This is a genomic window from Kitasatospora sp. NPDC056531, assembly GCF_042794375.1.
Classification (GTDB): domain Bacteria; phylum Actinomycetota; class Actinomycetes; order Streptomycetales; family Streptomycetaceae; genus Kitasatospora.
Genome location: NZ_JBHTTU010000014.1, coordinates 41,701 through 65,155 on the forward strand (window position 1 = coordinate 41,701; position 23,455 = coordinate 65,155).

Here is a 23,455-nt window from a genome sequence, read left to right on the forward strand (position 1 = left end):
GCCTCCCTCCACCCCACCCCCTACCCCACACCCAACCCCTCCCGACCTGCGCCCCCCCCCCCCCCCCCCCACGCCCCGGGACCGTTTACCGCCGGTCTGCCCGCACGCCGTATGGTGAGACCCATCATGGCTTCGAAGACATTCGAGGAGCTCTTCGCCGAGCTCCAGCAGAAGGCCGCCACCGGCGACCCCTCGTCCTCCCGTACCGCGCAGCTCGTCCAGCAGGGCGTCCATGCGATCGGAAAGAAGGTCGTCGAGGAGGCCGCCGAGGTCTGGATGGCCGCCGAGTTCCAGTCGGACGAGCAGACGGCGGAGGAGATCTCCCAGCTCCTTTACCACCTTCAGGTGATGATGGTCGCCCGCGGGCTGACGCTCGACGACGTCTACAAGTACCTCTGAACCCGACCCCCAAGCTCCCCGAGCACACCCACCTCCCAACAGGTAAGGAAGCAACCTCCCATGCTGCGCATCGCCGTCCCCAACAAGGGTTCGCTCTCGGGTCCCGCGGCGGAGATGCTCCATGAGGCCGGCTACCGCCAGCGGAAGGACCCCAAGGAACTCGTCCTCGTCGACCCGAACAACGAGGTCGAGTTCTTCTTCCTGCGCCCGCGCGACATCGCCGTCTACGTCGGCTCCGGCCGCCTCGACGTCGGCATCACCGGCCGTGACCTGCTGCTGGACTCGCACTCCAACGCGGAGGAGGTGCTCGCCCTCGGCTTCGCCGGGTCGACCTTCCGCTTCGCCCGCCCCGAGGGCGTGGACGTCAAGGACGTGACGGGCCTGGAGGGTCTGCGGATCGCCACCTCCTACACCGGCCTGGTCGAGCAGCACCTGGCCGACCACGGCGTGAAGGCGACGGTCACCAAGCTGGACGGCGCGGTCGAGACCGCGGTGCAGCTGGGTGTCGCCGACGTCATCGCCGACGTGGTGGAGACCGGCACCAGCCTGCGCAACGCCGGCCTGGAGGTCTTCGGCGAGCCGATCCTGATCTCGGACGCCGTGGTGATCCGCCCCAAGGGCGCGGGCGAGGACCCGCGGGTGGAGCAGTTCCTGCGCCGCCTGCAGGGCGTGCTGGTGGCCCGCCGCTACGTGCTGATGGACTACGACATCCGCGCCGAGAAGGTCAGCGCCGCGGTGGCGCTCACCCCCGGCCTGGAGTCGCCGACCGTCTCCCCGCTGCACACCGAGGGCTGGGTGGCCGTCCGCTCGATGGTGCTCCGCAAGGAGGCCCAGCAGATCATGGACGACCTCTGGAGCATCGGCGCCCGGGCCATCCTGGTCACCAACATCCACGCCTGCCGCCTCTGACCTGCTCGAACGGCCTGCTCGAACGGCCTGCTCGAACGGCCTGCCTGAACGGTCTGCTCGAACGGTCGGCCCGAGGCCTGATCTCCGGACCGCGGGCAGTGACCCGCCCGGCAGGCCGCGAGTGAAGAACGGTTCAATAGGGGCGGGGACGCCGACCGGTGTCCCCGCCCTTCGCCGTCAGCACCCCCGCTGTCAGCATCCTGGCCGTCAGCACCCGGCGCGCCGCACGCCGCCACCAGAACCACCGGAGACCCCACGTGTCCACGCCGCCCGTCCAGTTCCCCGTCACCTGGGCGCCCCGCCGCACCCGCGCGGTGCTGCTGCCGGTCTGCGCCCTGCTGGTGGTGCTGTTCGCCGTGCTGGCCTTCCTGCTGCCGGAGAACTGGCAGCTCAACGACCGGATCATGATGATCGGCAGCGGTGTGCTGTTCGCCTGCGTGGGCCTCATGCTGGCCCGCCCCCGGGTGCGTGCGGACGCGGAGGGCGTGACGGTGGTCAACTTCGTCCGCAGCCGCCGGCTCGCCTGGGCAGAGATCGTCCGGGTCAACTTCCGCCAGGGCGACCCGTGGGCCACCCTCGACCTCGCCGACGGCACCTCGCTCGCCGCGGTCGGCATCCAGTCCGGCGTCGGCAAGTCCCAGGCGATCGCGGACGCCCGCGCGCTGCGCGACCTGGTCGAGAGCCACGCCCAGGTCTGAGCGGGCCGCGGCCTGGCGGGTCCCGAACACGCTTCCTACCGTCGCACCGGTATGGTCTACGCTGGTAAAAGCAGGGCAAAGCTTCAGTCCTGCCCGAAAGCGACCTGAGTCGAACCGACCTGAGGAGTGACTCCCCCCCTCGATGGACGATCCGTCCAGTAGTACCTGCGCCGCCTCGCTTCCGAACCCCGGAAGGCAGGCGGCACTGTGATCACCGCCTGGCTGCTGTTGTTCGCAGCCGTTCTCCTGATCCTCGCCAACGGCCTCTTCGTGGCCGCCGAGTTCGCCTTCGTGACCGCCGACCGCGGCGCGGTGGAACGTTCCGCCGCGGCCGGCGACGCCAAGTCCGGCCGGGTCGCCAGGGCCCTGCGGCACCTCTCCTTCGAACTCTCCGGCGCCCAGCTGGGCATCACCGTCACCTCGCTGGTGGTCGGCATGCTCGCCGAGCCGGCCCTGTCGACCCTGCTCCGGCCCGTGATGGCGGGCATCGGCGTGCCCGACCCGGCCGCCCGCGGCGCCGCCGTGGTGATCGGCATGGCGCTGGCCACCTTCGTCCAGATGGTGATCGGCGAGCTGGTCCCGAAGAACTGGGCGATCTCGCGCCCGCTCCAGGTGGGCCGCGCGGTCGCCGCCCCGCACATGGCCTTCTCCTTCGTCTGCCGTCCGCTGATCAGCTTCCTGAACGGCACCGCCGACAAGACCGTCCGGGCCTTCGGCATCGAGCCGCAGGAGGAGCTGGAGCACGCCCGGACCCCGGCCGAGCTGGTCTCGCTGGCCCGTCACTCGGCCAAGGCCGGTGCGATAGACGAGGAGTCGGCGGCCCTGTTCGTCCGCACCCTGGGCCTCGGCGAGCTGACCGCGGAGTCCGTGATGACCCCGCGGGTCGACGTCTCCGCCCTCCAGCGCGACGCCACCGCCTCCGACGTGATCAACCTGACCCGGGCCACCGGCCTGTCCCGCTTCCCGGTCTACAGCGACAGCCTGGACGAGGTCACCGGCATCGTGACGCTCAAGGACGCCCTGGCCGTTCCGGCCGCCCGGCGCGGCCTGGTGCGGGTGGCCGAGCTGACCTCGCCGCCGCTGCTGGTGCCCGAGACCCTGCCCGCCGAACGGCTGCTCGACCAGCTGCGCCGCCTCCAGCCGATGGCCATCGTGGTCGACGAGTACGGCGGCACCGCCGGCGTCGTCACCGTCGAGGACATCGTCGAGGAGATCGTCGGCGAGGTGCAGGACGAGCACGACCCGGCCGACCGGCCCGAGCTGCTCCCGCTGCCGGCCGTCGACGGCCTGCCCGCCTGGGAGGCGGACGGCCGCGCCCGGGTGGACCAGCTGGAGGCCATCGGCCTGAACGCCCCCGACGGCCCGTACGAGACCCTGGCCGGCCTGGTCGCCGACCTGCTCGGCAAGCTCCCCGAGGTGGGCGAGCAGGCCGAGCTCCCCGGCTGGCGGTTCACCGTGACCGGCGTCGACCGGCACCGCACCAGTCAGGTCCGGGTGGAGCGCACCTCCGCGCCCGCGCTGTTCGACGAGGACGAGGAGGGGGCCCGGTGACCGTGCTGCAACTGGGCCTCGCCCTCCTGCTGCTGCTCGGCAACGCCTTCTTCGTCGGCGCCGAGTTCGCCGTCGTCTCGGTGCGCCGCAGCCAGATCGAGCCGCTCGCCGAGGCCGGACACAAGCGCGCCCGCGTCGTGCTGCACGCGCTGTCCAACGTCTCCGCGATGCTGGCCGCCGCCCAGCTCGGCATCACCGTCTGCTCGCTGGGCCTCGGTGCGCTCGCCGAGCCGACCATCGCCGCCCTGCTGGAGGGCCCGTTCCACGCGATCGGCGTCCCGTCCGGCCTGATGCACGCGCTCTCCTACGGGATCTCGCTCGCCGTCGTGGTCTTCCTCCACATGGTGATGGGCGAAATGGTGCCGAAGAACATGGCCATGGCCGGCCCGGAGAAGGCCGCGCTCTGGCTCGGCCCGCCGCTGGACCGGCTGGCCCGCTGGCTCGCCCCGGTGATCCGGCTGCTCAACGCCTGCGCCAACGGCGTGCTGAGGCTGTTCCGGGTCGAGGCCAAGGACGAGGTCGAGTCGGTCTTCACCACCGAGCAGCTGATGTACCTGCTGGTCGACTCCCGGGACGCCGGCCTGCTCGACGAGGATCGGCAGGAGCGCCTGGAGGACGCTCTGGAGATGGGCCGGCGACCGGTCACCGACGTGCTGCTGCGGCCCGAGGAACTGGTCACGGTGGACCCCAAGGTGACCGCCGCCGAGGTCGAGGCGCTCGCCCTGCGCACCGGCTTCTCGCGCTTCCCGGTCACCGACGGCGACCCGGCAGGCCACGGCTACCTCGGGTACCTCCACCTCAAGGACATCCTCGACGTGGAGGACCCGTCGGTGCCCGTCCCGGCCCGCCTGTGGCGGCCGATCACGGTGCTGCGCGGCGGCCTCCCGCTGGACGACGCCCTCGGCGCGATGCGCCGGGCCACCTGCCACCTGGCCGCCGTGCTGGACCAGGACGGCCGCACGATGGGCGTGGTGATGCTGGAGGACGTGCTGGAGGAGCTGGTCGGCGAGATGCACGACCCCGACCACCGCACCACCGCCTGAGGTTCCCGCTTTCGCTGACGGCGTGTCCGCCCGCGGCGATTCCGCCCAGAGCGTTCAGCGGTTCCCATGCCGGCCACCCTCGGAGCAGGGTGGTCGGCATGAGACTTCTGCTGCTGGGTGGAACCGAGTTCGTCGGACGCGCCGTCGCCGAGGAGGCCGTGGCCAGGGGCTGGGAGGTGACGGCCCTCAACCGCGGCACGCAGCCCGCGCCCGAGGGCGTGCGGGTGCTGGCGGGCGACCGCACGACCGAGGACGGCCTCGCGGCGCTCGCCACGGGGGAGTGGGACGCGGTGGTGGACACCTGGTCCTGGGCCCCGGCGGCGGTGCGCGACAGCGCCCGGCAGCTGTCCGGCCGGGTCGGCCATTACGCGTACATCTCCAGCCGGTCGGTGTACGACTACCCGCTGCGGGCCGGGGCGGACGAGACGGCGCCGGTGGTCCCCTCCTCCCCGGACCTGACCGGCGAGGTGGCCTACGCGGAGGCCAAGCGCGGCGCCGAACTGGCCCTGGAGGCGGAGTACGGCGGGCGCGCCCTGCTGGCCCGCGCCGGGCTGATCCTCGGCCCGTACGAGAACATCGGTCGACTGCCCTGGTGGCTGAACCGGATCGCCCGCGGCGGCCCGGTGCTCGCCCCCGGCCCGCGCGACGCGGCGCTGCAGTACATCGACGCCCGCGACCTCGCGATCTGGACCCTGGACGCGGTGGCGGCCCGCCTGGGCGGCCCGTACAACGTGGTCAGCCCGGCCGGCCACACCACCATGGGCGAACTGCTGGCGGCCTGCGTCCGGGCCACCGGCTCGGACGCCGAACTGCGCTGGACCGACCCGGAGCGGATCCTCGCGGCGGGCGTCGAGCCGTGGACCGAGCTGCCGATCTGGCTCGCGCCCGGCGAGCTGTACGACTTCCTGCACGGCGCCTCGGTCGCCCGCGCGGTCGACGCCGGGCTGCACTGCCGCCCGGTCGCCGAGACGGTCGAGGACACCTGGGCCTGGCTGCGCTCCATCGGCGGCGACGCCCCCCAGCGCGCCGACCGGCCGAACGTCGGGCTCGACCCGGAGCGCGAGGCGAAGCTGCTCCAAGGGTGAGGTCGTAGGGGGAGCGGGTGAGGGAGCCAGTCGTAGGGGGAGCCGGTCGTCAGCCCCGGCCGTCGATCAGCTCCCCGTAGGCCTGCACCAGGTCCGGGAGCCGCAGCGTCGCCAGGTCCTCCCGGCCCGGCGGCTCGCGCAGCAGCGACAGCCGCAGGTCCCGGTAGGCGCAGGACTTCTCGTACAGGGTGCGGATGAACCGGCCGTTGCCCAGTTCGTCGATCCAGCCCTCGCGCACCACGTGGGTGCAGATGCTGGCCAGCTCCTCGGCCGCGTCCTCGTCCCAGCCGTCGCCGTCCCGGCCGGCCAGTGCCGCGCCGATCGCGGTCAGTTCGTTCGGGCGGTAGCTGGGGAAGTCGACCCGGGTGGTGAAGCGGGAGTTGAGGCCGGGGTTGGTGGCGAGCAGCCGGTTCATCCCCTCGGGGTAGCCGGCCAGGATCACCACCAGCCGGTCCCGGTTGTCCTCGGCCCGCTTCAGCAGCACCTGCAGCGCCTCGTCGCCGTACGCGTCGCCCTTGGTGTAGCCGGAGTTGGAGAGGCTGTACGCCTCGTCGATGAACAGCACGCCGTCCAGCGCGGAGTCGATCAGGTCGTTCGCCTTGACGGCCGTCTGGCCGAGGAACTCCCCGACCAGGTCGGCTCTTTGGGCCTCCACCAGGTGGTCGCCGGAGAGCAGGCCGAGGGCGTGGAAGACCCGGCCGAGGATCCGCGCCACGGTGGTCTTGCCGGTGCCGGAGGGACCGGAGAAGACGAAGTGCCGCTTCGGTGGCTGGACCGGCAGGCCCTGTTCGGCGCGCAGCCGACTCATTCTCAACTGGGCTGAGAGCGCCCGTACTTGGCGTTTCACCGGCTCCAGGCCCACCATCAGTGAGAGTTCGGCCAGTGCCGCGTCCAACTCCCGTTCGTCGCCCTCCGGTTGGTCGGGCGCGGCCGAGGGCGAGGGCGTGACCCGGGGCTGCACCTCGCCGCGGACCGGCAACGGCACGGGTGCGGCGGGGCCGATGGGGCCGGCCGGGAGGCCCGAGCCGGACCGCTCCCCGGCCGCCTGCGGCGCGCTGCCGCCCGTCGGCCCGGCCGGGGCGCCGTCCGCCACACCGTCGGTGACGCCGTCCACCAGGCTCGCGTCGACCGAGGGACCGCCGCCAGGCGAGGCCGTCCCGGTCCCGAACTCCTCATCGTAGAGCGGCCCTTCGGAGTACCCGGTGTCGTCCCGGTACCCCGGTCCGGCCGTCTCCACCCCGCCCGAGCGCCCGCCCGCCAGCAGCCCGTCCGCGAGCGCGTCCTCCGCCGCGATGGCCGCCAGCCGGGTCGCGGTGTCCATGAACGCCGGATCCGCCCGGTGCACCGCCCGGTACAGCGGCAGTGCCGCCGCACTGCGTCCGGCCCCCTCGTACGCCCGGGCCAGCCAGTACCGCAGCTCCTTGCGCTGCGGCTGCTCGGAGCGGCAGCGCGCCAGCGAGGCGGCCAGCGGCGCCTGCGCCTGGGCGCACATGTCGAGGCGGACCCGCGCCATCCCGGCGAACAGCCCGGCCTCTATGCCCAGCAGCGGGTCGTCCAGGAGGTGGTCGGTGTCCCGGATCAGCTGCTCCCAGTCCTTGAGCAGATAGGAGCGGCAGGCGTACAGGAACCGGGCGGAGGGGTCCTCGCTGGGTGCCGGGCACTGCTCCAACGCCCGGTCCAGCTCGGCCAGGTGGCGGCCGTCCAGCCAGTGCGAGGCGTGCGCCAGCGCGAGGTCGCGGGCGTCCTCCAGGACGGGTTGCACCCACCATCCCAGCCAGTACCAGGAGCTGAGCGGGCGCCGGTGCAGCCGCCGCTGCTCGCCGAAGCGCTTCTGGTGGCGGTACATGGCCAGCAGTGCCGCCGAGGTGTCGCTGCGCAGGGCGTGCAGGCCGAGCCAGGCGTCGGCCATGCCCGGGTCCAGCCGGACGGCGGCCCGGAACTCCTCCTCGGCGCGGGCGTAGGCGCCCGCCGTGTAGGCGTCCATGGCACGCAGCCAGGCGCGGTCGGCGAGCCGGTCCGGGCCGCCCGCCGTGCTGTCGGAACTGTCCACCGTCGTCACTCACGCCCCCCGCGGTGTGGCCCGGGGCTCGGCCGGCGGTTCGCCTCAGCGTTGCCGGGCCGGTGGTCGGAAGCCCCCGGGGCGCATATGCGCCTGCCAGGAATCGTACCGGCGCGGGGCTGATCCGGAAGGGTGTCGCACGGGGTCAAATGGGATCGCGCACGCGGTCGTTGAGCGGTCGGATGGCTGAAAAGCCGGGCAGTACCGACGGCGGGACGCGACGTGGGCGGGGGCCGGACGACGCCCCCGGCTCACGGGGGAACAAGCCGGGGACGCCGGGTCCGAGGCGGCCGGAACGCTGTGTTCCGGCGGCTGATGAGAACCTAGATCCTGGTGATGTCGCAGGTCAAGGGCTTGTTGAAGATTCACCGACGGTGCTCGGCAGGATCCGTCCGGTCACCCCGTCCACGCGCGTGGCGGCGTACGGGCGGCTCGGGTCGGCGGCGAAGTGCGCCGCCTCCGCCCGCGCCCAGCCGGCCCAGAACTCGGCCAGTTCCGGACCGTCCCGCTCCTCGCCGCGCCGCCGGGCCGCGACGGCGTCCAGCTCCATCCAGACCACCCGGGCCAGCCGGGGGCGCACCTCCCGGCGCCCCGCGCCGACCCCCTCCACCAGCACCACCGGGGCGGCCGGCACCGCGGCGGTGGTCGCGAAGCGGCGCAGCGTCCAGTCGTACACCCGGTACGCGGCGTCCCGGCCGGCCGCGAGCGGCTCCAGCACCTGCTCGCGCAGCCGCCCGGTCCACTCGAAGAACTCGGTGTGGGTGGCCAGGTCGTCGAGGTGGACCACCGGCGCCCCGTCGAGTGCCGCCGCCAGCCGCCCGGCGAAGGTGGTCTTGCCGGAGCCCGCGTGCCCGTCCACCGCGACCAGCCGCACCGGTCCGCAGGAGGGCGGCAGCGCGCGCAGCTCGGCGGCGAGCGAGGTCAGCGGATCGACGGTCGCCGACGTACGGGGGGAGGGGAGGGTTCCGGAAACAGCCACAACGTCAACCCTACGGTGCCGTAGCCCACCACTGCGGACAGTTCATCTGTGCTGGTCGTGACGGCGGCGTGGGTTTCGGGCATACTCGCCTTCGCCACGCCTGTGAACGGCCGTTCACCGCAACCCGGTGCCGGTCGGGCAGACCTGCCACACCCCGCGCCGGACCAGCCGACACCCTCGGTCCTGCGCCCGATCGAGGAGGCGACCGCCGCCATGACCCCCTCCCCCGTGAAAGCCGTGGAGCGCCAGCTGCCGAGCGAGGAGGCCCACGAGCTGCTGAGCCTCACCCGGGACCTGGTCCAGCGCGAGCTGCAGCCGCGCGCGGCGGAGGACGAGGCCGCCGGCCGATTCCCCCGGGAGGTCTTCCGCACCCTCGGCGAGGCCGGCCTGCTGTCCCTCCCGTACGACGAGAAGTACGGCGGCGGCGAGCAGCCGTACGAGGTGTACCTGCAGGTGCTGGAGGAGCTCGCGGCCGGCTGGCTGGCCGTAGGCCTCGGTGTCAGCGTGCACACCCTGTCCTGCCACGCGCTGGCCACCTTCGGCAGCGATGAGCAGCGCGAGCAGTGGCTGCCCGGCATGCTCGCCGGCGAGCAGCTCGGCGCCTACTGCCTCTCCGAGCCGCAGTCCGGCTCGGACGCGGCCGCCCTGCGCACCCGCGCCGACCTGGACGGCGAGGAGTACGTGGTCAACGGCACCAAGGCGTGGATCACCCACGGCGGGCAGGCCGACTTCTACAGCGCCCTGGTGCGCACCGGCGTCGAGGGTCCCAAGGGCATCAGCTGCCTGCTCGTCCCCGGCGCCCAGCAGGGCCTGTCGGCCGCTCCGCCGGAGCACAAGATGGGCATGCGCTCCTCGCCGACCGCCCAGCTGCACTTCGACGGTGCCCGGGTCTCCCGCGACCGACTGATCGGCGAGGAGGGCCAGGGCTTCCAGATCGCGCTCGCCGCGCTGGACTCCGGCCGTCTCGGCATCGCCGCCTGCGCGATCGGCGTCGCCCAGGCCGCGCTCGACCTCGCGGTGGACTACGCCCGCACCCGGCGCCAGTTCGGCCGCCCGATCGCCGAGTTCCAGGGCCTGTCCTTCATGCTCGCCGACATGGCCACCCAGATCGAGGCCGGGCGCGCGCTCTACCTGTCCGCCGCGCGGCTGCGGGACGCGGGCCGGCCGTTCTCCAAGGAGGCGGCGATGGCCAAGCTGTTCTGCACCGACACGGTGATGCGGGTGACCACCGACGCCGTCCAGGTGCTCGGCGGCTACGGCTACACCCAGGACTTCCCGGCCGAGCGCTTCATGCGCGAGGCCAAGGTGCTGCAGATCGTCGAGGGCACCAACCAGATCCAGCGGCTGGTGATCGGCCGCCACCTCACGAAGGCCTGACGAACCTTCCCCGATACGGCCTGCGGCCGTCACTCCAGGGTGCGGAGTGACGGCCGCAGGCGTTCTCGACGGAGCGTCAATTCACGTACGGCGGGCGGCGGTCAGCGCCGCACCAGCCGTCGGCGCTGCTCCGGGATGACCGGCCGTGCGGCCTGGGCCGGACCGGCCGCGCCCCGCGCCGGACGGTGCACCAGCGCGTGCGAGAACGGCTGGGTGCGCCAGTCGAGCTCGCTCGGCAGCTTGAACAGCGCGTTGAACCCGGCCGACTCGGCGTCCTCCGCGGCCTCGACCTCCGCCAGGTCGTCGGTCGGCGCGCCCGAACCCGGGCAGATCGCGGGGGCGAAGGGGTTCCAGGCGGTGGGGAGCAGGGCGTGCTGCGGCAGCCGTTCCTCGTCCGCCACCAGGGCGATCGGACGGCGGCACTCGGGGCAGTGCACCCGGAAGATGTCCCAGGTCTCGACCTCGACGAGGTCGCTGCCCGGCGCGTGGTCGACCGCGAGGTCGTCGCGGCCGGTCACATCGTCGGTCTCGTCGGCGTCCAGCACACGCTGGTCAGTAGCAGGCATGAGGATCCCCCTAGGATCGGGCCCGGCGTGGTCGCTCAGGGCCACAACCAGCACTTCCCTGCGATTCGGGCTCATAACCCTGCGGTGATGTGCACCGTGATGCACCGGGTGTGTCCTTGGCCACATCGCGCGCCACATTCATCCGGCACTTGCCCGCCTGACACCTGCAGTCCCCCAGCGATCCGCCCGCTCGCCTCCGTGCGCCCTTGACCCGGCGCCGACGTGCGCCCTCCTGCCCGCCTTCGGGCAGGAGGGGCCCGCCCTCCGGCGCTCGTTCCTCGCTCGTCGCTCGGCGCATTCGGCGCCGGCGCGCCCTTCGGCTCGGGCCGGTGTGCCACCGCGTGCGCTCCCGTGCCCCCGGGCGGGTAGGTTTGCGCACTGTGGAGGATCTCGACCAACGCATCGTCCAGCTGCTCCTAGAGGACGGCCGGATGAGCTACACGGACCTGGGCAAGGCCACCGGCCTGTCCACCTCGGCGGTGCACCAGCGGGTGCGCCGCCTCGAACAGCGAGGGGTGATCCGCGGCTACACCGCGATCATCGACCCCGACGCCGTCGACCTGGCGCTGACCGCGTTCATCTCGGTCAAACCCTTCGACCCCAGCGCCCCGGACGACACCCCGGAGAGACTGGCAGGCCTGCCCGAGATCGAGGCCTGCCACAGCGTCGCCGGCGACGAGAACTACATCCTCAAGGTGCGCGTCGGCGCCCCCGGCGACCTGGAGGACCTGCTCGCCCGCATCCGCAGCGCCGCCGGCGTCTCCACCCGCACCACCGTCGTGCTCTCCACCCCCTACGAGGCCCGACCCCCGAAGCTCTGAGGCCGAACCGGTGGGGTGCAGACTTAGCGGCATGACCGAACGCACCCCCCGGACCGTCCTGCTGCGCGGCGGCGCCGTCTACAGCCCCGCCGACCCCTTCGCCACCGCGATGCTCGTGGAGGGCGAGCACATCGCCTGGGTCGGGAGCGACGGCGCCGCCGAGGCGTACGCCGCCACCGCGGACGAGATCGTCGAGCTGGACGGCGCCCTGGTCACCCCCGCCTTCGTGGACGCCCACGTCCACGCCACCTCCACCGGGCTGGCGCTCACCGGCCTCGACCTCACCGGCAGCCCCTCGCTGGCCGCCACCCTGGCGGCCGTCACCGCCTACGTCGAAGCCCGGCCCGAGTCCGGCGGGGTGCTGATCGGCCACGGCTGGGACGAGAGCGGCTGGCCCGAGGGCCGCCCGCCCACGCTCGCCGAGCTCGACGCCGCGGCCCATGGCGCCGCGCTCTACCTCTCCCGCACCGACGTGCACTCCGCGCTCGCCACCACCGCGCTGCGCACCCTCACCGACGGCCTCGCCGAGCGGCCGGGCTTCGACGCGGAGGGTCCGCTCACCAAGGACGCCCACCACGCCGTCCGACAGACCGCGCTCGGCCACCTCACCCCCGAGCAGCGCCGCAGCGCCCAGCGCGCCACCCTCGCCCGCGCCGCCGAACTCGGCATCGGCGCCATGCACGAGTGCGCGGGCCCGGAGATCTCCTCGGAGGCCGACCTGGCCGCCCTGCTGGAGCTGGCCGCTGACCACGAGGGCCCCGAAGTCTTCGGCTACTGGGGCGAGTTGGGCGGCGTCGAGACCGCCCGCCGACTCGGCGCGGTGGGCGTCGGCGGCGACCTCTTCGTGGACGGCGCGCTCGGCTCGCGCACCGCCTGCCTGCACACCCCGTACGCCGACGCCGAGCACACCGGCACCGCCTACCTGAGCGCCGAGCAGGTCGCCGACCACGTCGCCGCCTGCACCAAGGCCGGGCTGCAGGCCGGTTTCCACGCCATCGGCGACGCCGCCGTGGCGGCGGTCGTCGAGGGCGTCCGCGCGGCCGGCGAACGGGTTGGCGCCAGCCGGGTCAAGGCCCTGCGCCACCGCGTCGAGCACGCCGAGGCCCTGGACGACAAGGCCATCGCCGCCTTCGCCGAGCTCGGCCTCACCGCCTCCGTCCAGCCCGCCTTCGACGCCGCCTGGGGCGGCCCGGACGGCATGTACGTGCAGCGCCTGGGCGCCGAGCGGGCCGCCGCGCTCAATCCCTTCGCCGCCCTGCTGCGGGCCGGCGTGCCGCTGGCCTTCGGCTCGGACGCCCCGGTCACCCCGCTCGACCCCTGGGGCACCATCCGCGCGGCGGCCTTCCACCAGACGCTGGAGCACCGGATCTCGGTCCGCGCCGCCTTCACCGCCCACACCCGTGGCGGCTGGCGCGCGATCGGCCGCGACCAGGACGGCGTGCTGGTCCCCGGCGCGGTCGCCAGCTACGCGATCTGGGCCGCCGAGGAACTGGTCGTCCAGGCCCCCGACGCCCGGGTGGCCGGCTGGTCCACCGACCCGCGCTCCGGCACCCCCGGCCTGCCCGACCTCACCCCGGGCCGCGAGCTGCCCACCTGCCTGCGCACCGTGGTCCGCGGCCGCACCGTGCACCAGCGCTAAATCGGATGAGACGGCGGGCCCGGCGCGCTTAGGTTGATCGTCATGACGACCGACCCCCTGGTGCCCGCCGACTTCACCGTCCCGCGCGAGCTGCTCGCTCCGGAGTTCCGCCTGGAACCCCTGGGCGAGCAGCACAACGACTCCGACCACGCCGCGTGGACCGGCAGCATCGACCACATCCGCGCCACCCCCGGCTGGGCAGGCCGCGGCTGGCCGCCCGCGGGCGGAATGCCGCTCGACCGCAACCTCGACGACCTGCGCCGCCACGCCGCCGACTTCGAGGCCCGCACCGGCTTCACCTACACCGTCCTGGAACCGGACCGGGACGAGGTGATCGGCTGCGTCTACATCTACCCGGACCGCGAGGACCCGTCCGTGGTCTCGGTCAGCTCCTGGGTCCGGGCCGACCGTGCCGAGCTGGACGCCCCGCTGTACCGGGCCGTCTCCGGCTGGCTCGCCGAGCACTGGCCGCTGCGCGAATTCCGCTACGCCGAACGCTGACGCGAGCGTGGGCGGGCCGGGGGAGAGGGCCTGGGGAGAGGGCGGGGAAGAGCGCCGGGGGAGCGGGCCGGCGACGGGGTCGGCCGTACCACCCTGACCTCACGCGACACCGACGTTCCGGGGTACCTTCTTCGGACAGCGTCCGAACAGCAAGCCCCAGGAAGATGGTGCGCCGGTGGCCATTCCCGTCACCCAGGAGCGGTCCGGGACCGCTCCGGAGCCGCAGGACCCGGCCCCCACACCAGGCAAGCCCGGCCGCGCCGCCCGCGCGCTCGCCAAGGTCCGCTCCGGGCTGCCCCGGACCGGCCTCGCCGCACTGGCCGGCCTGCTGCTCGCGCTCGCCTTCCCGCCCTACGACCTCTGGCCGCTGTCGCTGCTCGGCGTCGCCGCCCTCTCGCTGCTCACCCGCGGCCGCACCTTCCGCCAGGGCCTGTGGACGGGCTTCGCCTTCGGCCTGCCGTTCTTCCTGATGCTGCTCAGCTGGCTGCGGGTGGTCGGCTGGGACGCCACGGTCGGCCTGTCCGTCGTCGAGGCGCTGTTCCTGGCCCTGCTCGGCGGCGCGCTGGCGCTCACCTCCCGGCTGCCCGGCTGGCCGCTCTGGGCGGCCTGCCTGTGGATCACCCAGGAGTGGGCGCGCGACCGGCTGCCGCTCGGCGGCTTCCCCTGGGGCCGGCTCGCCTTCGCCAACACCGCCACCCCGTACACCCCGCTGGCAGCGATCGGCGGCGCGCCGCTGGTGACCTTCGCCGTCGCCCTGTCCGGTGCCCTGCTGGCGTGGGCCGCGCTGCGTCTGCGCGGGCCGCGCAAGGCCCCCAGGGCGGCCGCGCTGGCGTCGCTCGGCGCGGTGGCCGCGCTGCTGGCCGGTTACCTCGTGCCGGTGCCGACCGCCGCGAACGACACCGTCAAGGTCGCCATCGTCCAGGGCAACGTGCCCAACCCGGGCATGGACTTCCTGGGCCGCCCGATGATGGTCCTCAACAACCACGCCTCGGCCACCGAGCGCCTGGCCGCCGACATCCAGGCCGGCAAGCTCCCGCGCCCCGACGTCGTGATCTGGCCGGAGAACTCCTCCGACCTGGACCCGTTCAGCGACCCGCTGGCCCGCCAGCGCATCGACGAGGCGGTCCAGGCCGTCGGCGTGCCCACCCTGGTCGGCACCCTGGTGGACGGCCCGGACGCCCAGCACGTCCAGAACGAGGGCATCGTCTGGGACCCGGTCACCGGCCCCGGCGCCTCCTACACCAAGCAGCACCCCGTCCCCTTCGGCGAGTACGTGCCCTTCCGCGCCCAGCTGATGAAGGTGATCACCCGCCTCCAGCGGGTCGCCCGCGACTTCTACCCGGGCGACCACAACGGCGTGATGCAGCTCGGCCCGGCGAAGATCGGCGACGTGATCTGCTTCGAGGTGGCCTACGACGAGATCGTCCGGGACACCGTGGACAGCGGCGCCCGCGTCCTGGTGGTGCAGACCAACAACGCGACCTACGCCGAGACCGGCCAGCCCGAGCAGCAGCTCGCGATGAGCCGGCTGCGCGCGGTCGAGCACGGCCGGGCCGTCCTGATCGCCGCCACCAGCGGGATCAGCGCGGTGATCGCCCCGGACGGCACGGTCGAGCAGCGCACCCAGGAGCTGACCCCGGCGGAGCTGTCCGCGACCGTCCCGCTGCGTGACGGCACCACGGTGGCCGACGAGGTCGGCGCCGCCCCGGAGTGGACGCTGGCGATCGGCGGCCTGCTGGCCTGCGGCGCTGCCGTGCTGGTCGGCCGCCGCAAGAAGGCCGCCGTCGGAACACCCGCCACCGGGGAATCGTTGGACCAGGTGGTGCCGTAGCCGACCCGGACCTCCCGTGCGGCGCGCAGAGCACCGCTTGGAGTGGATTCGTACCGTGACCCAGCAAGCTACCCCCACCCGTCCGGCCCCGCGTAGCAGGATCCGACGGGTGCTGCCGCTGCTGATCACCGCCTGGCTGGTGCTGGAGATCTGGCTGCTGGTCCTGGTGGGCTCGTGGCTGGGCGGCTTCGCCGTCCTGCTGCTGCTCATCGCCGGCGGGGTGATCGGCGGCTCGCTGATCAAGCGGGCCGGGATGAAGGCGCTGTCGGCGGCCATCGAACAGAGCAAGAACCCGCAGTCCCAGCAGCCGCAGACCGGTACCAGCATGACCGTGCTGGCCGGGCTGCTGCTGATCATCCCCGGCTTCCTGTCGGACCTGGTCGCCCTGAGCCTGCTGTTCCCGCCCACCCGGGCACTGTGGCGGGCCGCCGGGCGCCGGGTCGCGGACAAGGCGCTGCGCAGCACCTCCACCGTCGGCGCCGACCCGTTCGCGGACGCGATGCGGCTGCAGGAGCAGATGCGCATCCACCGCCCGGACGGCAAGGTGATCCAGGGCGAGGTGGTCGAGCCGGGCGCCGGCCCGCGCGGCCCGCAGGGCCCGGACACCACCTACCGCCCGCCGATCACGGGCTGAGCCGGCCGAGCCGGCCGCGCCGCACCTACCGACACGGGCCGCCCGACCGGGCGGCCCGTTGCCGTTCCCAGGCCCGTACCGGTTCCCCCGTACCGCTCCGGACAACGCGAAAGGGACCCTGGTGACCAGGGTCCCTTTTCGCGTCCTCCCGCCCAGCGGCGGGAGAGAGGTGTGTCAGGCGCTCTTACGGGTGTCCCGCGGGTGCACCGCGAGGTTCATCCCACCGGAGCGGAGCACGGCCAGCCGCTCGGCCAGCACCTCCTCCAGCTCCTCGCGCGTCCGGCGCTCCATCAGCATGTCCCAATGGGTGCGCGTGGGCTTGACCTTCTTCTCCTCCGGCTCGTCACCGTCGAGAAGTGCCGCCTCCTGCCCACAGAAGCGGCATTCCCAGGTCGCGGGGATCTCCGCCTCGACCGAGAAAGGAACCTCGAAACGGTGTCCGTTCTGACATGCGTACTCGACGGTCTGGCGGGGAGCCAGATCGATACCACGGTCGGTCTCGTAGCTAGTGGCCCCGAGTCGCGTGCCGCGGAGAGCTCGCTCGCTCATGAATCGTGCCTCCCGGGCTTATGGCCCACAGGACTAGTGGTCGCTGTTCTTCGTCGTTCGGTCAACGCTCGGCTTCCGACGAAGATTCCCGTCCCGGGACATGCGTCGTCTGTCGTGCCGCCCCTGTTTGTACCCACCAGCGCCCGATTTGTCACATCTGGCCGGCGATATCACTCCAGGTGTCACCTATTTCACATCTGGTGATCGGTCGGCCTTTCCGTGTCGAGCGTACCGGGGCGGGATTCGACGGCGGTCGCCGCCCCCTCTTTCCCGTGTTCAGGAGATCGGTCGGGAACGGATCATCGGCTCGGCCTTGCCGAGGTCGACCGGGTGGACCGGGTGGACCGGGTGGGCTTCGGGCGCGCCGTCGGCCGGGACCGCCGGCGGGTGCTCCGGGCGGGGCGGCGTGCCCGGGGCGGCCTCGGTCCTGCTGTCGCGGTGCGGCAGCAGGGCGATCACCGCGTCCCGCAGCTGCGGCGGGGCCTCGTCGTCCAGCGGGTCGACGGTGGCGGGCACCTGGAGGCGGACCGGGGAGCCGTTGCCGATCCGGGCGTAGCCGCGGCCGGTCGGGGCGTGTGCGGCGGGCACGATGTCCAACGCTGCGCCGAGCGCGGCGAGGCCCTCCTCGGGCCCGGCCGGGCCGAGCAGCACCCGGGCCCGGGTGGTGGTCCGGACGGTCGGGGTGAGCCGCTCCCGGGCCTCGATGTCGTCGGCGATCACCACGGTGACCCGGGCGGCCCGGCCGTGCCGCAGCGGCAGCTCCAGCAGGTCCTGCGGGTCGGGGCGGCCCTCGGCGTGGGCGAGCTCGCTCAGCTCGGTCGGGTGGTCCAGCACCAGCCACAGCGGCCGGGTGGCGTCCTCCGGCGGGGTGGTCCCGGCGTGCCGGGCGGCGTTCAGCACGGCGAGCCGGCGGTCGGTCTCCTTGGCGGCCCACTCCAGCGCGGCCAGCGCGCCGTGCAGGCTGGTCTCCACGGTGTGCACGCCGGGCCGGTTCACCAGGCAGGCGTGCTCCCCGGTGCCGGCGCCGTCGATCACCACCAGGTCGGCGTACGGGAGGGCCTGGAGCGCGAGCGAGCGCAGCAGGCTGGAGGTGCCGTAGCCGGCGACCCCGAGGGCCAGCAGGTGTGGCTCGGAGGAGCGCGGGCCGGTGCGCCAGACCACCGGCGGCTGCTGGGCGATGGTGCCGCCCTGGCTGACCGGGATGGTGCGGGCGGTGCCGTCCTCGTCGGTGAAGCCGAGCACGATCTCGCCCGGGGCGGCCACGAACCGCTGGGCGACGATGTCGGTGGCCAGCGGGGCCATCGCGGCGATGCGCAGCCGGTTGGACTCCTCGTCCCAGTCGAACCGGTACTCCCGGGCCCGCCCGGCCTTGCCCTGGACCACCTGCTCGATCCGCGCCCGGGCGGCCGGCTCGGTGTCGGTGAAGTACGCCGGGTAGCTCAGCTCCAGCCGGGAGAGCCGGCCCTCGCCGTCGAACTCCCAGGAGCTGAAGGCGCTCTTGTAGCTGCCCTCGAAGTGGTACAGCGGGTTGGCGTCCTCGGGCCCGCACAGGTACGGGGTGAGCGCCGAGTAGAGGGCGCTCAGCTTGATCTCGGCGATGTCGGGCGCGGGCGGGGCGGGAGCGGCTTTGGGGGGCCGGCCGGCCCAGGCGGAGCTGGCCATCAGGGCGATCAGTGCGAACAGCAGGCCGTGCGGCAGCAGGTAGATGCCGATCAACGTCGCGGCGGTCAGGAACAGGGTCGGGCCGCGGCGATCCGGCGGGGTGGCCTGCCAGCGGGTCCTGGCCCAGTCGGCGTGGTGACGCAGGCCCCGGCCGATCACGGCGAGCGGGGCGAACATGTCGGAGGCGTGGTCCCCGGCGGTTCGGGCGATCTCGCGGCCCTTGGTGAGATGGCGATGGAGCGGCATTCCGTGACTCCCCGGGCGAGTGGGACGGGTGGGGTGAGGGGACTGCTCGGGTACGACGGGGCCCGGGGCGGTGGGATCCGCGCCCGGGCCCGTACGGGGAGTGGCGGTCCTAGAACTTGATGCCGCCGAGCAGGCTCGCCAGGCTGGCTCCGCCCGCTGTGATGCTCGGGGCGATCGAGGAACCGGCGATGTAGAAGCCGAAGAGGGCGCAGACGATGGCGTGCGACATCTTCAGGCCGTCTCTGCGGAAAAACAGAAAGGCAACGGTGCCGAACAGGACGAGCGCGGAGACATTGAGGATCACGTTCTGCTCCTCGGGGAGGGGGCGGGGACAGTGTTACTTAAAGTGCCCTAATCGTGACAAAAAGTAATAGCTGATGGAACGGTGCAAACGGGTGGTTCTGCCGTTCAATGCCGCCCGGGAGAACGGACGGGGGTATGCGAACCGGCCGGGATGGGGGCCTTGTGTCGCACGGATTCGGTGCGGGAGGCATTCCCGGGGAGTGGGCGGGAGGTTTCCGGGGGCTCCGGAAAGTTCGCTCGAACGGCTGCGCAACCCGTGCGGCCGCGCGTCCCACCGGTGCCGCCGTCATCCGGAATCCGGACACCGGCTGGCCCGGGTTCGCGCCGGCCGATACGGTGCGGTACGCACCGCCCCCTCGCCAGTTCCCAGGAAAGGCAGCCCGCCATGACCGATGCCCCCGACGCCGAGGTGATCGCGCTCGCCGGGAAGCTCTTCGACGCCGCCCGGGCCGGAGACACCGACACCCTGACCGTCGCTCTCGACGCGGGCGTCTCCGCGGACCTCACCAACGGCAGCGGCGACACCCTGGTCATGCTCGCCGCCTACCACGGCCACACCGCCACCGTCGAGGCGCTGCTCGCGCGCGGCGCCGACCCGAACCGTGCCAACGACAAGGGCCAGACCCCGCTGGCCGGAGCTGTCTTCAAGGGCACCACGGACGTCGTGGACGCCCTGCTGGCCGGCGGCGCCGACCCGAAGGCCGGCTACCCCTCCGCCGTCGAGGCCGCCGCGATGTTCGGCAAGGCCGAGCTGCTCGCCCGGTTCGAGGGGCGCTGAGGCGGGGTCGTAGGCTTTCAAATCATGGAGAGCACCGCCACCAAGGACACCGGCACCGTCGAGTTCCGCGTCACCGGTTACGCCCACCCCGACGCCCAGGCCCTGTCGACGGAGGTGCAGCAGGAGTACGTCCGCCGCTACGGCGACCCGGACGAGACCGTGATGCACCCCGAGGACTTCGAATCGCCGGCCGGACTCTTCATGATCGCGTACCTGGACGGCCGCCCGGTCGCCTGCGGCGGTTGGCGGGCCAAGCAAGCCGGGCCGGACGGGCTGCGCGACGGCGACGCCGAGCTGAAGCGGATGTTCGTGATACCCGACGCCCGCGGTCGCGGCCTGGCCCGGGCGGTGCTGCGCCGCCTGGAGCGGACCGCCGTCGAGGCCGGGCGCACCCGCTTCATCCTGGAGACCGGCACCGAGCAGCCCGAGGCCATCGCGCTGTACGAGTCCGAGGGCTACGTCGCGATCCGGAAGTTCGGCATCTACAAGGACCACCCGCTGAGCGTCTGCCTCGGCAAGGAGCTCGCCGAGGCGGTCTGAGCGGCCGCCGCGCCGGGTAGACACCCGTGGTGAGCCACCGACCACCCGAAGCCGAACGGTTCCCCGCCCTGGCCGAGCCCGGCGGGGAGGTGGACCGGCTGCTCCGGGACGGCGTGCGCACCGTGGGCGCGGGCGCCGTCTGGGCCGTTGGTGACGCCGGCGGCACGCTCGGCGGGGGCGGCCACGGTGTGCTCGGGCAAGGCCCGTACGCGGAGCTCGTACCCGGGCCGGACACGCTGTACGACCTCGCCAGCCTCACCAAGATCGTCGCGCTCTGGCCCTGTGCGGGCGTGCTGCGGCAGTCCGGGCGGCTGCTGCTGGACGAACCGCTCGGCCGCTGGTGGCAGCCCGCCGCGGGGCACCCGTCCGGGACCGTGACGGTGCGCCAACTCCTCGCACACACCGCCGGAATGCTCCCGCGCACCCGCTTCGAGCGGCGCTACGGGCGGGACCTCGCGGCGATCCGGGCCGGGGTGATCGCCGCCCCGCTGCACCGCGAACCGGGCGCCGCCGTCGAGTACACCGACCGCGCCGCCGTGCTGCTCGCCTACGTGGTCGAGGACCTCGGCGGCGCGCCGCTGGACCGACTCGCCGCGCGCTGGGTCTGGCGGCCGCTGGGCATGGCCGACACCCGGTACGGCCCGCTCGACGCCGCGGCGACCGCCCGTACCGCGCCCACCGAGTACGAGGAGTCGCTCGGCGCCCATCTGCGCGGTGTGGTGCACGACCCCTCCGCCCGGTTGCTCGGCGGGGTCTCCGGCAACGCCGGGGCCTTCTCCAGCGCCGACGACCTCGCCCGCTTCCTCACCGCCCTGCTCGCCCCGCCGCCCCAACTACCCTGGGGCGAACCGTGGATCACCGAATCGCTGCGCGAGCAGACCGGCGGCCTGGCCCCCGCCCGCGGGCTGTCCTGGCTGTACGCCCCCGGCACCGAACCCGCCGAGGGCACCTTCGTCCACTACGGCTTCACCGGCACCGGCATCTGGGTCTCCCGGCGGCTCGGCCGCTGGGCGCTGCTGCTCACCAACAAGGTGCACTACGACCGGACCACCCAGCCGCTCACCGACCTGCGCAACGCCTTCCGGCGCGCGGTGTTCGGCTAGGACCCAGGAGACGGGCCCCGGCACCCGATCGGGTGGATTAGCTACGAACCGCCTTTGGCACGGCGGTGATCGGGCACTGTGGCGGCGACAGGAGCACCCGGCGGAGGAGGCGCGATGACGGAGACCTGGGCACTCTCGGAGGAGGAGTGGCTCGCCCGGATAGTGCGCGCCTACATCGGGTGCAGCGTGCTGCTCACCGACGAGGAGGGCAAGGTCCTGCTGCTGCAGGCCAGTTACCGCGACCAGTGGCAGTTCCCCGGTGGCGGGATGGACCCGGGGGAGGCGCCCGCCGAGTGCGCCGCGCGGGAACTGCTGGAGGAGACGGGGCTGGTGGCGGGCGAGCTGCGGCTGCTGGTGGTGGAGTGGCGCGAGGCGATCCCCGACCAGGGCCGACACGCCCACCCGGCCGTGCACTTCATGTTCGACGGCGGCACGGTCGAGACGAACGCGGTGGTCCGTCTCCAGACCGAGGAGATCGCCGACCACGGCTACTTCACCCCCGCCCGGGCCGTCGCCCTGCTGCACCCCTGCGCGGCGCGCCGGCTCACCGGGGCCCTGGAGGCCCGGCGGACCGGCGTCGCCGCACTGCTGCACTCGGCGGGGTACGTGGGGTGAGCGGGTCTCAGACCAGGGTGCTCCAGTAGTACCAGAACCGGTTGAGGACCAGCAGCGCGATCACCGCCGCCCACAGCACCGGCAGCGCCCAGTGGTAGCGCGCCGCCTCCCGGACGACCACCCGCATCCTCGGCCCGACCGGGATCACGCCCGTCCGCAGGTTGTGCAGGGTGGTGTACCAGAACAGCGCCACCACCGTCGCCCACACCACCATGCAGTACGGGCACAGCGCGCCGATGTCGTACAGCGCCTGGACTATCAGCCAGTGCGTGAACACGAGACCCAGCACCGTCCCGCCGTGCAGGCCCAGCCAGAACCAGCGCCGGTACGCCGCACCGGCCAGCAGCCCCGCGCCGATCGCCGCCAGCGCGCCGAAGGCCGCCAGGCCGAGCAGCGGGTTGGGGAAGCCGAACACCGAGGCCTGCTCGGTGCGCATCACCGAACCGCAGCTGATCACCGGGTTGATGTTGCAGCTGGGGACGTAGGACGGGTTCTCCAGGATGCGGAGCTTGTCGAAGGTCAGGACGGCCGAGGCGGCCAGCCCGATCAGCCCGCCGAAGAACAGCAGGATCGCGAAGGCCCGGCTCGCGCCGATCGCGGCCCGGCCGGCGGCGTCGGGGGCGTCGGGGGCGGGTTGGGACAGGTGCACGGTGGTCGCGGCGGTCATGGCAGCACAACTCCGGTGGCTGGCTTGGAGGGGCCGGCCCGGCCGGGAGTTCGGCCGGGCCGGTGGTGCCGTGCGGTGCGGCTTACTGGAGGCCGGCGGCCTGCTTGACCTGCGCGGTGAACTGCTCCGGAGTGGCGGCGGCGTTGCCGGCGAACAGGTTGATCGGCTTGCCGTCCACCTTGACCGTCGGAGTGCCCGTCACCCCGCTGTCGTTGAACGCGTCGGCGACCTTCGCCGCCCACGGCGCGTAGGTCTTGTCGGTGACGGCCTTCACGAAGGCGTCCGTCTTCAGCCCGGGCACCTGGCCGGCCAGGTCCAGCAGGTGGTTGACGTCGCCGAAGCCGTCCTCGCGCTCGTCCGGCTGGTTGGCGTACAGCACGTCGTGGAACGCCTTGAACTTGTCCACGCCCTCGTTCAGCGCGGCGCCGGCCGCCGCCAGCGCGGTGCGCGAGCCCTTGCCGCCGAGGTTCTTGTCGAGGAAGGCGGCCAGGTGGAACTCCACCTTGATCTGGCCCTCCTGGGTGATCTCCTTGACGGTCTGGCCGTTCGCCGCCTCGAAGTGCTTGCAGACCGGGCAGCGGAAGTCCTCGTACACCTCCATGGTGTGCGGGGCGTCGGCCTTGCCGTAGGTGATCACCGTGCCGTCCGGGCCGGAGGCGTTGGCCGGGACGACCAGCGGGGCGGCGGAGGAGGCCGCGGAGGCCTTGTCGTCCTTCTTCGAGCCGGTGTTGATCGCGAGCGCGACACCGCCCGCGAGGGCGAGGACGACGACGGCGGAGACGGTCACGACGATCCGCTGACGGCGCTTGGCCGCCTGCTGCTCGCGGCGCTGTGCCTCCTGGATCCGGTCACGGGCGCTGATGCGTTTGGCCTGCTTCTTGCTGGGGTCCTGAGCCATGG

24 protein-coding genes are annotated in these 23,455 nt (G+C 73.2%); 16 read left to right on the plus strand and 8 right to left on the minus strand.

Annotation, left to right across the window (positions count from 1 at the left end; all coding sequences use genetic code 11):
* Positions 1–126 precede the first annotated feature (126 nt).
* The 6 genes from ACFQ87_RS15705 (at position 127) to ACFQ87_RS15730 (ending at position 5,685) form a co-directional block, all read left to right on the plus strand.
* Positions 127–399 carry a phosphoribosyl-ATP diphosphatase gene (locus ACFQ87_RS15705; RefSeq protein WP_218200151.1) on the plus strand — a complete coding sequence of 91 codons (273 nt, stop codon included), beginning with the start codon at positions 127–129 and terminating at the stop codon, positions 397–399.
* Between the two features lie 60 nt (positions 400–459).
* Positions 460–1,308, plus strand: a complete 849-nt coding sequence (hisG, locus tag ACFQ87_RS15710; protein WP_380611313.1) for an ATP phosphoribosyltransferase — start codon at positions 460–462, stop codon at positions 1,306–1,308.
* A gap of 257 nt (positions 1,309–1,565) precedes the next feature.
* Positions 1,566–2,006, plus strand: a complete 441-nt coding sequence (locus ACFQ87_RS15715; RefSeq protein ID WP_380611314.1) for a PH domain-containing protein — start codon at positions 1,566–1,568, stop codon at positions 2,004–2,006.
* 207 nt (positions 2,007–2,213) lie between these two features.
* Entirely contained in the window at positions 2,214–3,557 is a 1,344-nt protein-coding gene (locus ACFQ87_RS15720; RefSeq protein WP_380611316.1) for a hemolysin family protein, read from the plus strand.
* The gene (locus tag ACFQ87_RS15725; RefSeq protein WP_380611318.1) at positions 3,554–4,600 is read left to right on the plus strand and encodes a hemolysin family protein; all 1,047 of its coding nucleotides are present in this window, start codon (positions 3,554–3,556) and stop codon (positions 4,598–4,600) included. Before ACFQ87_RS15720 ends, ACFQ87_RS15725 begins: the two co-directional genes overlap by 4 nt.
* A 98-nt stretch (positions 4,601–4,698) precedes the next feature.
* The gene (locus ACFQ87_RS15730; RefSeq protein WP_380611319.1) at positions 4,699–5,685 is read left to right on the plus strand and encodes an NAD-dependent epimerase/dehydratase family protein; all 987 of its coding nucleotides are present in this window, start codon (positions 4,699–4,701) and stop codon (positions 5,683–5,685) included.
* Between the two features lie 49 nt (positions 5,686–5,734).
* On the opposite strand, the gene ACFQ87_RS15735 is transcribed toward ACFQ87_RS15730, so the two are convergent.
* Together ACFQ87_RS15735 and ACFQ87_RS15740 are read right to left on the minus strand one after the other, a co-directional pair.
* Positions 5,735–7,669 carry an AAA family ATPase gene (locus ACFQ87_RS15735; RefSeq protein ID WP_380611405.1) on the minus strand — a complete coding sequence of 645 codons (1,935 nt, stop codon included), beginning with the start codon at positions 7,667–7,669 and terminating at the stop codon, positions 5,735–5,737.
* A 421-nt stretch (positions 7,670–8,090) separates the two neighbouring features.
* Positions 8,091–8,723, minus strand: coding sequence for a uridine kinase (locus ACFQ87_RS15740; protein WP_380611320.1), 633 nt, complete (start codon positions 8,721–8,723; stop codon positions 8,091–8,093).
* Between the two features lie 213 nt (positions 8,724–8,936).
* Here ACFQ87_RS15740 and ACFQ87_RS15745 point away from each other — a divergent pair, with 213 nt between their 5' ends.
* Positions 8,937–10,100 carry an acyl-CoA dehydrogenase family protein gene (locus ACFQ87_RS15745; protein ID WP_380611321.1) on the plus strand — a complete coding sequence of 388 codons (1,164 nt, stop codon included), beginning with the start codon at positions 8,937–8,939 and terminating at the stop codon, positions 10,098–10,100.
* A gap of 101 nt (positions 10,101–10,201) precedes the next feature.
* Here ACFQ87_RS15745 and ACFQ87_RS15750 read toward each other — a convergent pair whose 3' ends face one another.
* A complete protein-coding gene (locus ACFQ87_RS15750) occupies positions 10,202–10,666 on the minus strand; it encodes a hypothetical protein (protein WP_380611322.1) in 465 nt (154 codons plus the stop codon).
* 380 nt (positions 10,667–11,046) lie between these two features.
* Between ACFQ87_RS15750 and ACFQ87_RS15755 the strand changes: the two genes are divergently transcribed.
* The 5 genes from ACFQ87_RS15755 to fxsA all read left to right on the plus strand — a co-directional run bounded on the left by ACFQ87_RS15755 (position 11,047) and on the right by fxsA (position 16,092).
* Positions 11,047–11,487: an Lrp/AsnC family transcriptional regulator gene (locus ACFQ87_RS15755; RefSeq protein ID WP_045694655.1), complete on the plus strand. Its 441-nt coding sequence runs from the start codon at positions 11,047–11,049 to the stop codon at positions 11,485–11,487.
* A gap of 31 nt (positions 11,488–11,518) precedes the next feature.
* Entirely contained in the window at positions 11,519–13,126 is a 1,608-nt protein-coding gene (locus tag ACFQ87_RS15760) for an amidohydrolase (protein WP_380611323.1), read from the plus strand.
* Between the two features lie 42 nt (positions 13,127–13,168).
* Positions 13,169–13,627 carry an N-acetyltransferase gene (locus tag ACFQ87_RS15765; RefSeq protein ID WP_380611324.1) on the plus strand — a complete coding sequence of 153 codons (459 nt, stop codon included), beginning with the start codon at positions 13,169–13,171 and terminating at the stop codon, positions 13,625–13,627.
* 181 nt (positions 13,628–13,808) lie between these two features.
* Positions 13,809–15,458, plus strand: a complete 1,650-nt coding sequence (gene lnt, locus ACFQ87_RS15770) for an apolipoprotein N-acyltransferase (RefSeq protein ID WP_380611406.1) — start codon at positions 13,809–13,811, stop codon at positions 15,456–15,458.
* Positions 15,459–15,513: 55 nt separating this feature from the next.
* The gene (gene fxsA, locus ACFQ87_RS15775) at positions 15,514–16,092 is read left to right on the plus strand and encodes an FxsA family membrane protein (protein ID WP_380611325.1); all 579 of its coding nucleotides are present in this window, start codon (positions 15,514–15,516) and stop codon (positions 16,090–16,092) included.
* Positions 16,093–16,266: 174 nt separating this feature from the next.
* Here the strand turns inward: fxsA and ACFQ87_RS15780 are convergent, their stop codons facing one another.
* The 3 genes from ACFQ87_RS15780 to ACFQ87_RS15790 form a co-directional block, all read right to left on the minus strand.
* Complete coding sequence (locus ACFQ87_RS15780) at positions 16,267–16,641, minus strand: RNA polymerase-binding protein RbpA (protein WP_355365562.1); 375 nt, start codon at positions 16,639–16,641, stop codon at positions 16,267–16,269.
* A 276-nt stretch (positions 16,642–16,917) separates the two neighbouring features.
* On the minus strand, positions 16,918–18,549 hold the full coding sequence (locus ACFQ87_RS15785) for a hypothetical protein (RefSeq protein WP_380611326.1): 1,632 nt from the start codon (positions 18,547–18,549) through the stop codon (positions 16,918–16,920).
* Positions 18,550–18,658: 109 nt separating this feature from the next.
* Complete coding sequence (locus tag ACFQ87_RS15790) at positions 18,659–18,853, minus strand: hypothetical protein (RefSeq protein WP_355669189.1); 195 nt, start codon at positions 18,851–18,853, stop codon at positions 18,659–18,661.
* A gap of 384 nt (positions 18,854–19,237) precedes the next feature.
* On the opposite strand from ACFQ87_RS15790, the gene ACFQ87_RS15795 reads away from it, so the two are divergent.
* From ACFQ87_RS15795 to ACFQ87_RS15810, 4 genes are all read left to right on the plus strand, one after another.
* Positions 19,238–19,630, plus strand: coding sequence for an ankyrin repeat domain-containing protein (locus ACFQ87_RS15795; RefSeq protein WP_380611328.1), 393 nt, complete (start codon positions 19,238–19,240; stop codon positions 19,628–19,630).
* A 24-nt stretch (positions 19,631–19,654) separates the two neighbouring features.
* Positions 19,655–20,170, plus strand: a complete 516-nt coding sequence (locus tag ACFQ87_RS15800) for a GNAT family N-acetyltransferase (protein WP_380611329.1) — start codon at positions 19,655–19,657, stop codon at positions 20,168–20,170.
* A 29-nt stretch (positions 20,171–20,199) separates the two neighbouring features.
* A complete protein-coding gene (locus ACFQ87_RS15805) occupies positions 20,200–21,273 on the plus strand; it encodes a serine hydrolase domain-containing protein (protein WP_380611330.1) in 1,074 nt (357 codons plus the stop codon).
* A gap of 114 nt (positions 21,274–21,387) precedes the next feature.
* Positions 21,388–21,888: an NUDIX domain-containing protein gene (locus tag ACFQ87_RS15810; RefSeq protein WP_380611331.1), complete on the plus strand. Its 501-nt coding sequence runs from the start codon at positions 21,388–21,390 to the stop codon at positions 21,886–21,888.
* Between the two features lie 7 nt (positions 21,889–21,895).
* Here ACFQ87_RS15810 and ACFQ87_RS15815 read toward each other — a convergent pair whose 3' ends face one another.
* Both ACFQ87_RS15815 and ACFQ87_RS15820 read right to left on the minus strand, forming a co-directional pair.
* Complete coding sequence (locus ACFQ87_RS15815; RefSeq protein WP_380611332.1) at positions 21,896–22,555, minus strand: vitamin K epoxide reductase family protein; 660 nt, start codon at positions 22,553–22,555, stop codon at positions 21,896–21,898.
* An 82-nt stretch (positions 22,556–22,637) separates the two neighbouring features.
* Positions 22,638–23,453 (minus strand): DsbA family protein, encoded by an 816-nt coding sequence (locus ACFQ87_RS15820; RefSeq protein WP_380611333.1) that lies wholly within the window; start codon positions 23,451–23,453, stop codon positions 22,638–22,640.
* Positions 23,454–23,455: the final 2 nt, after the last annotated feature.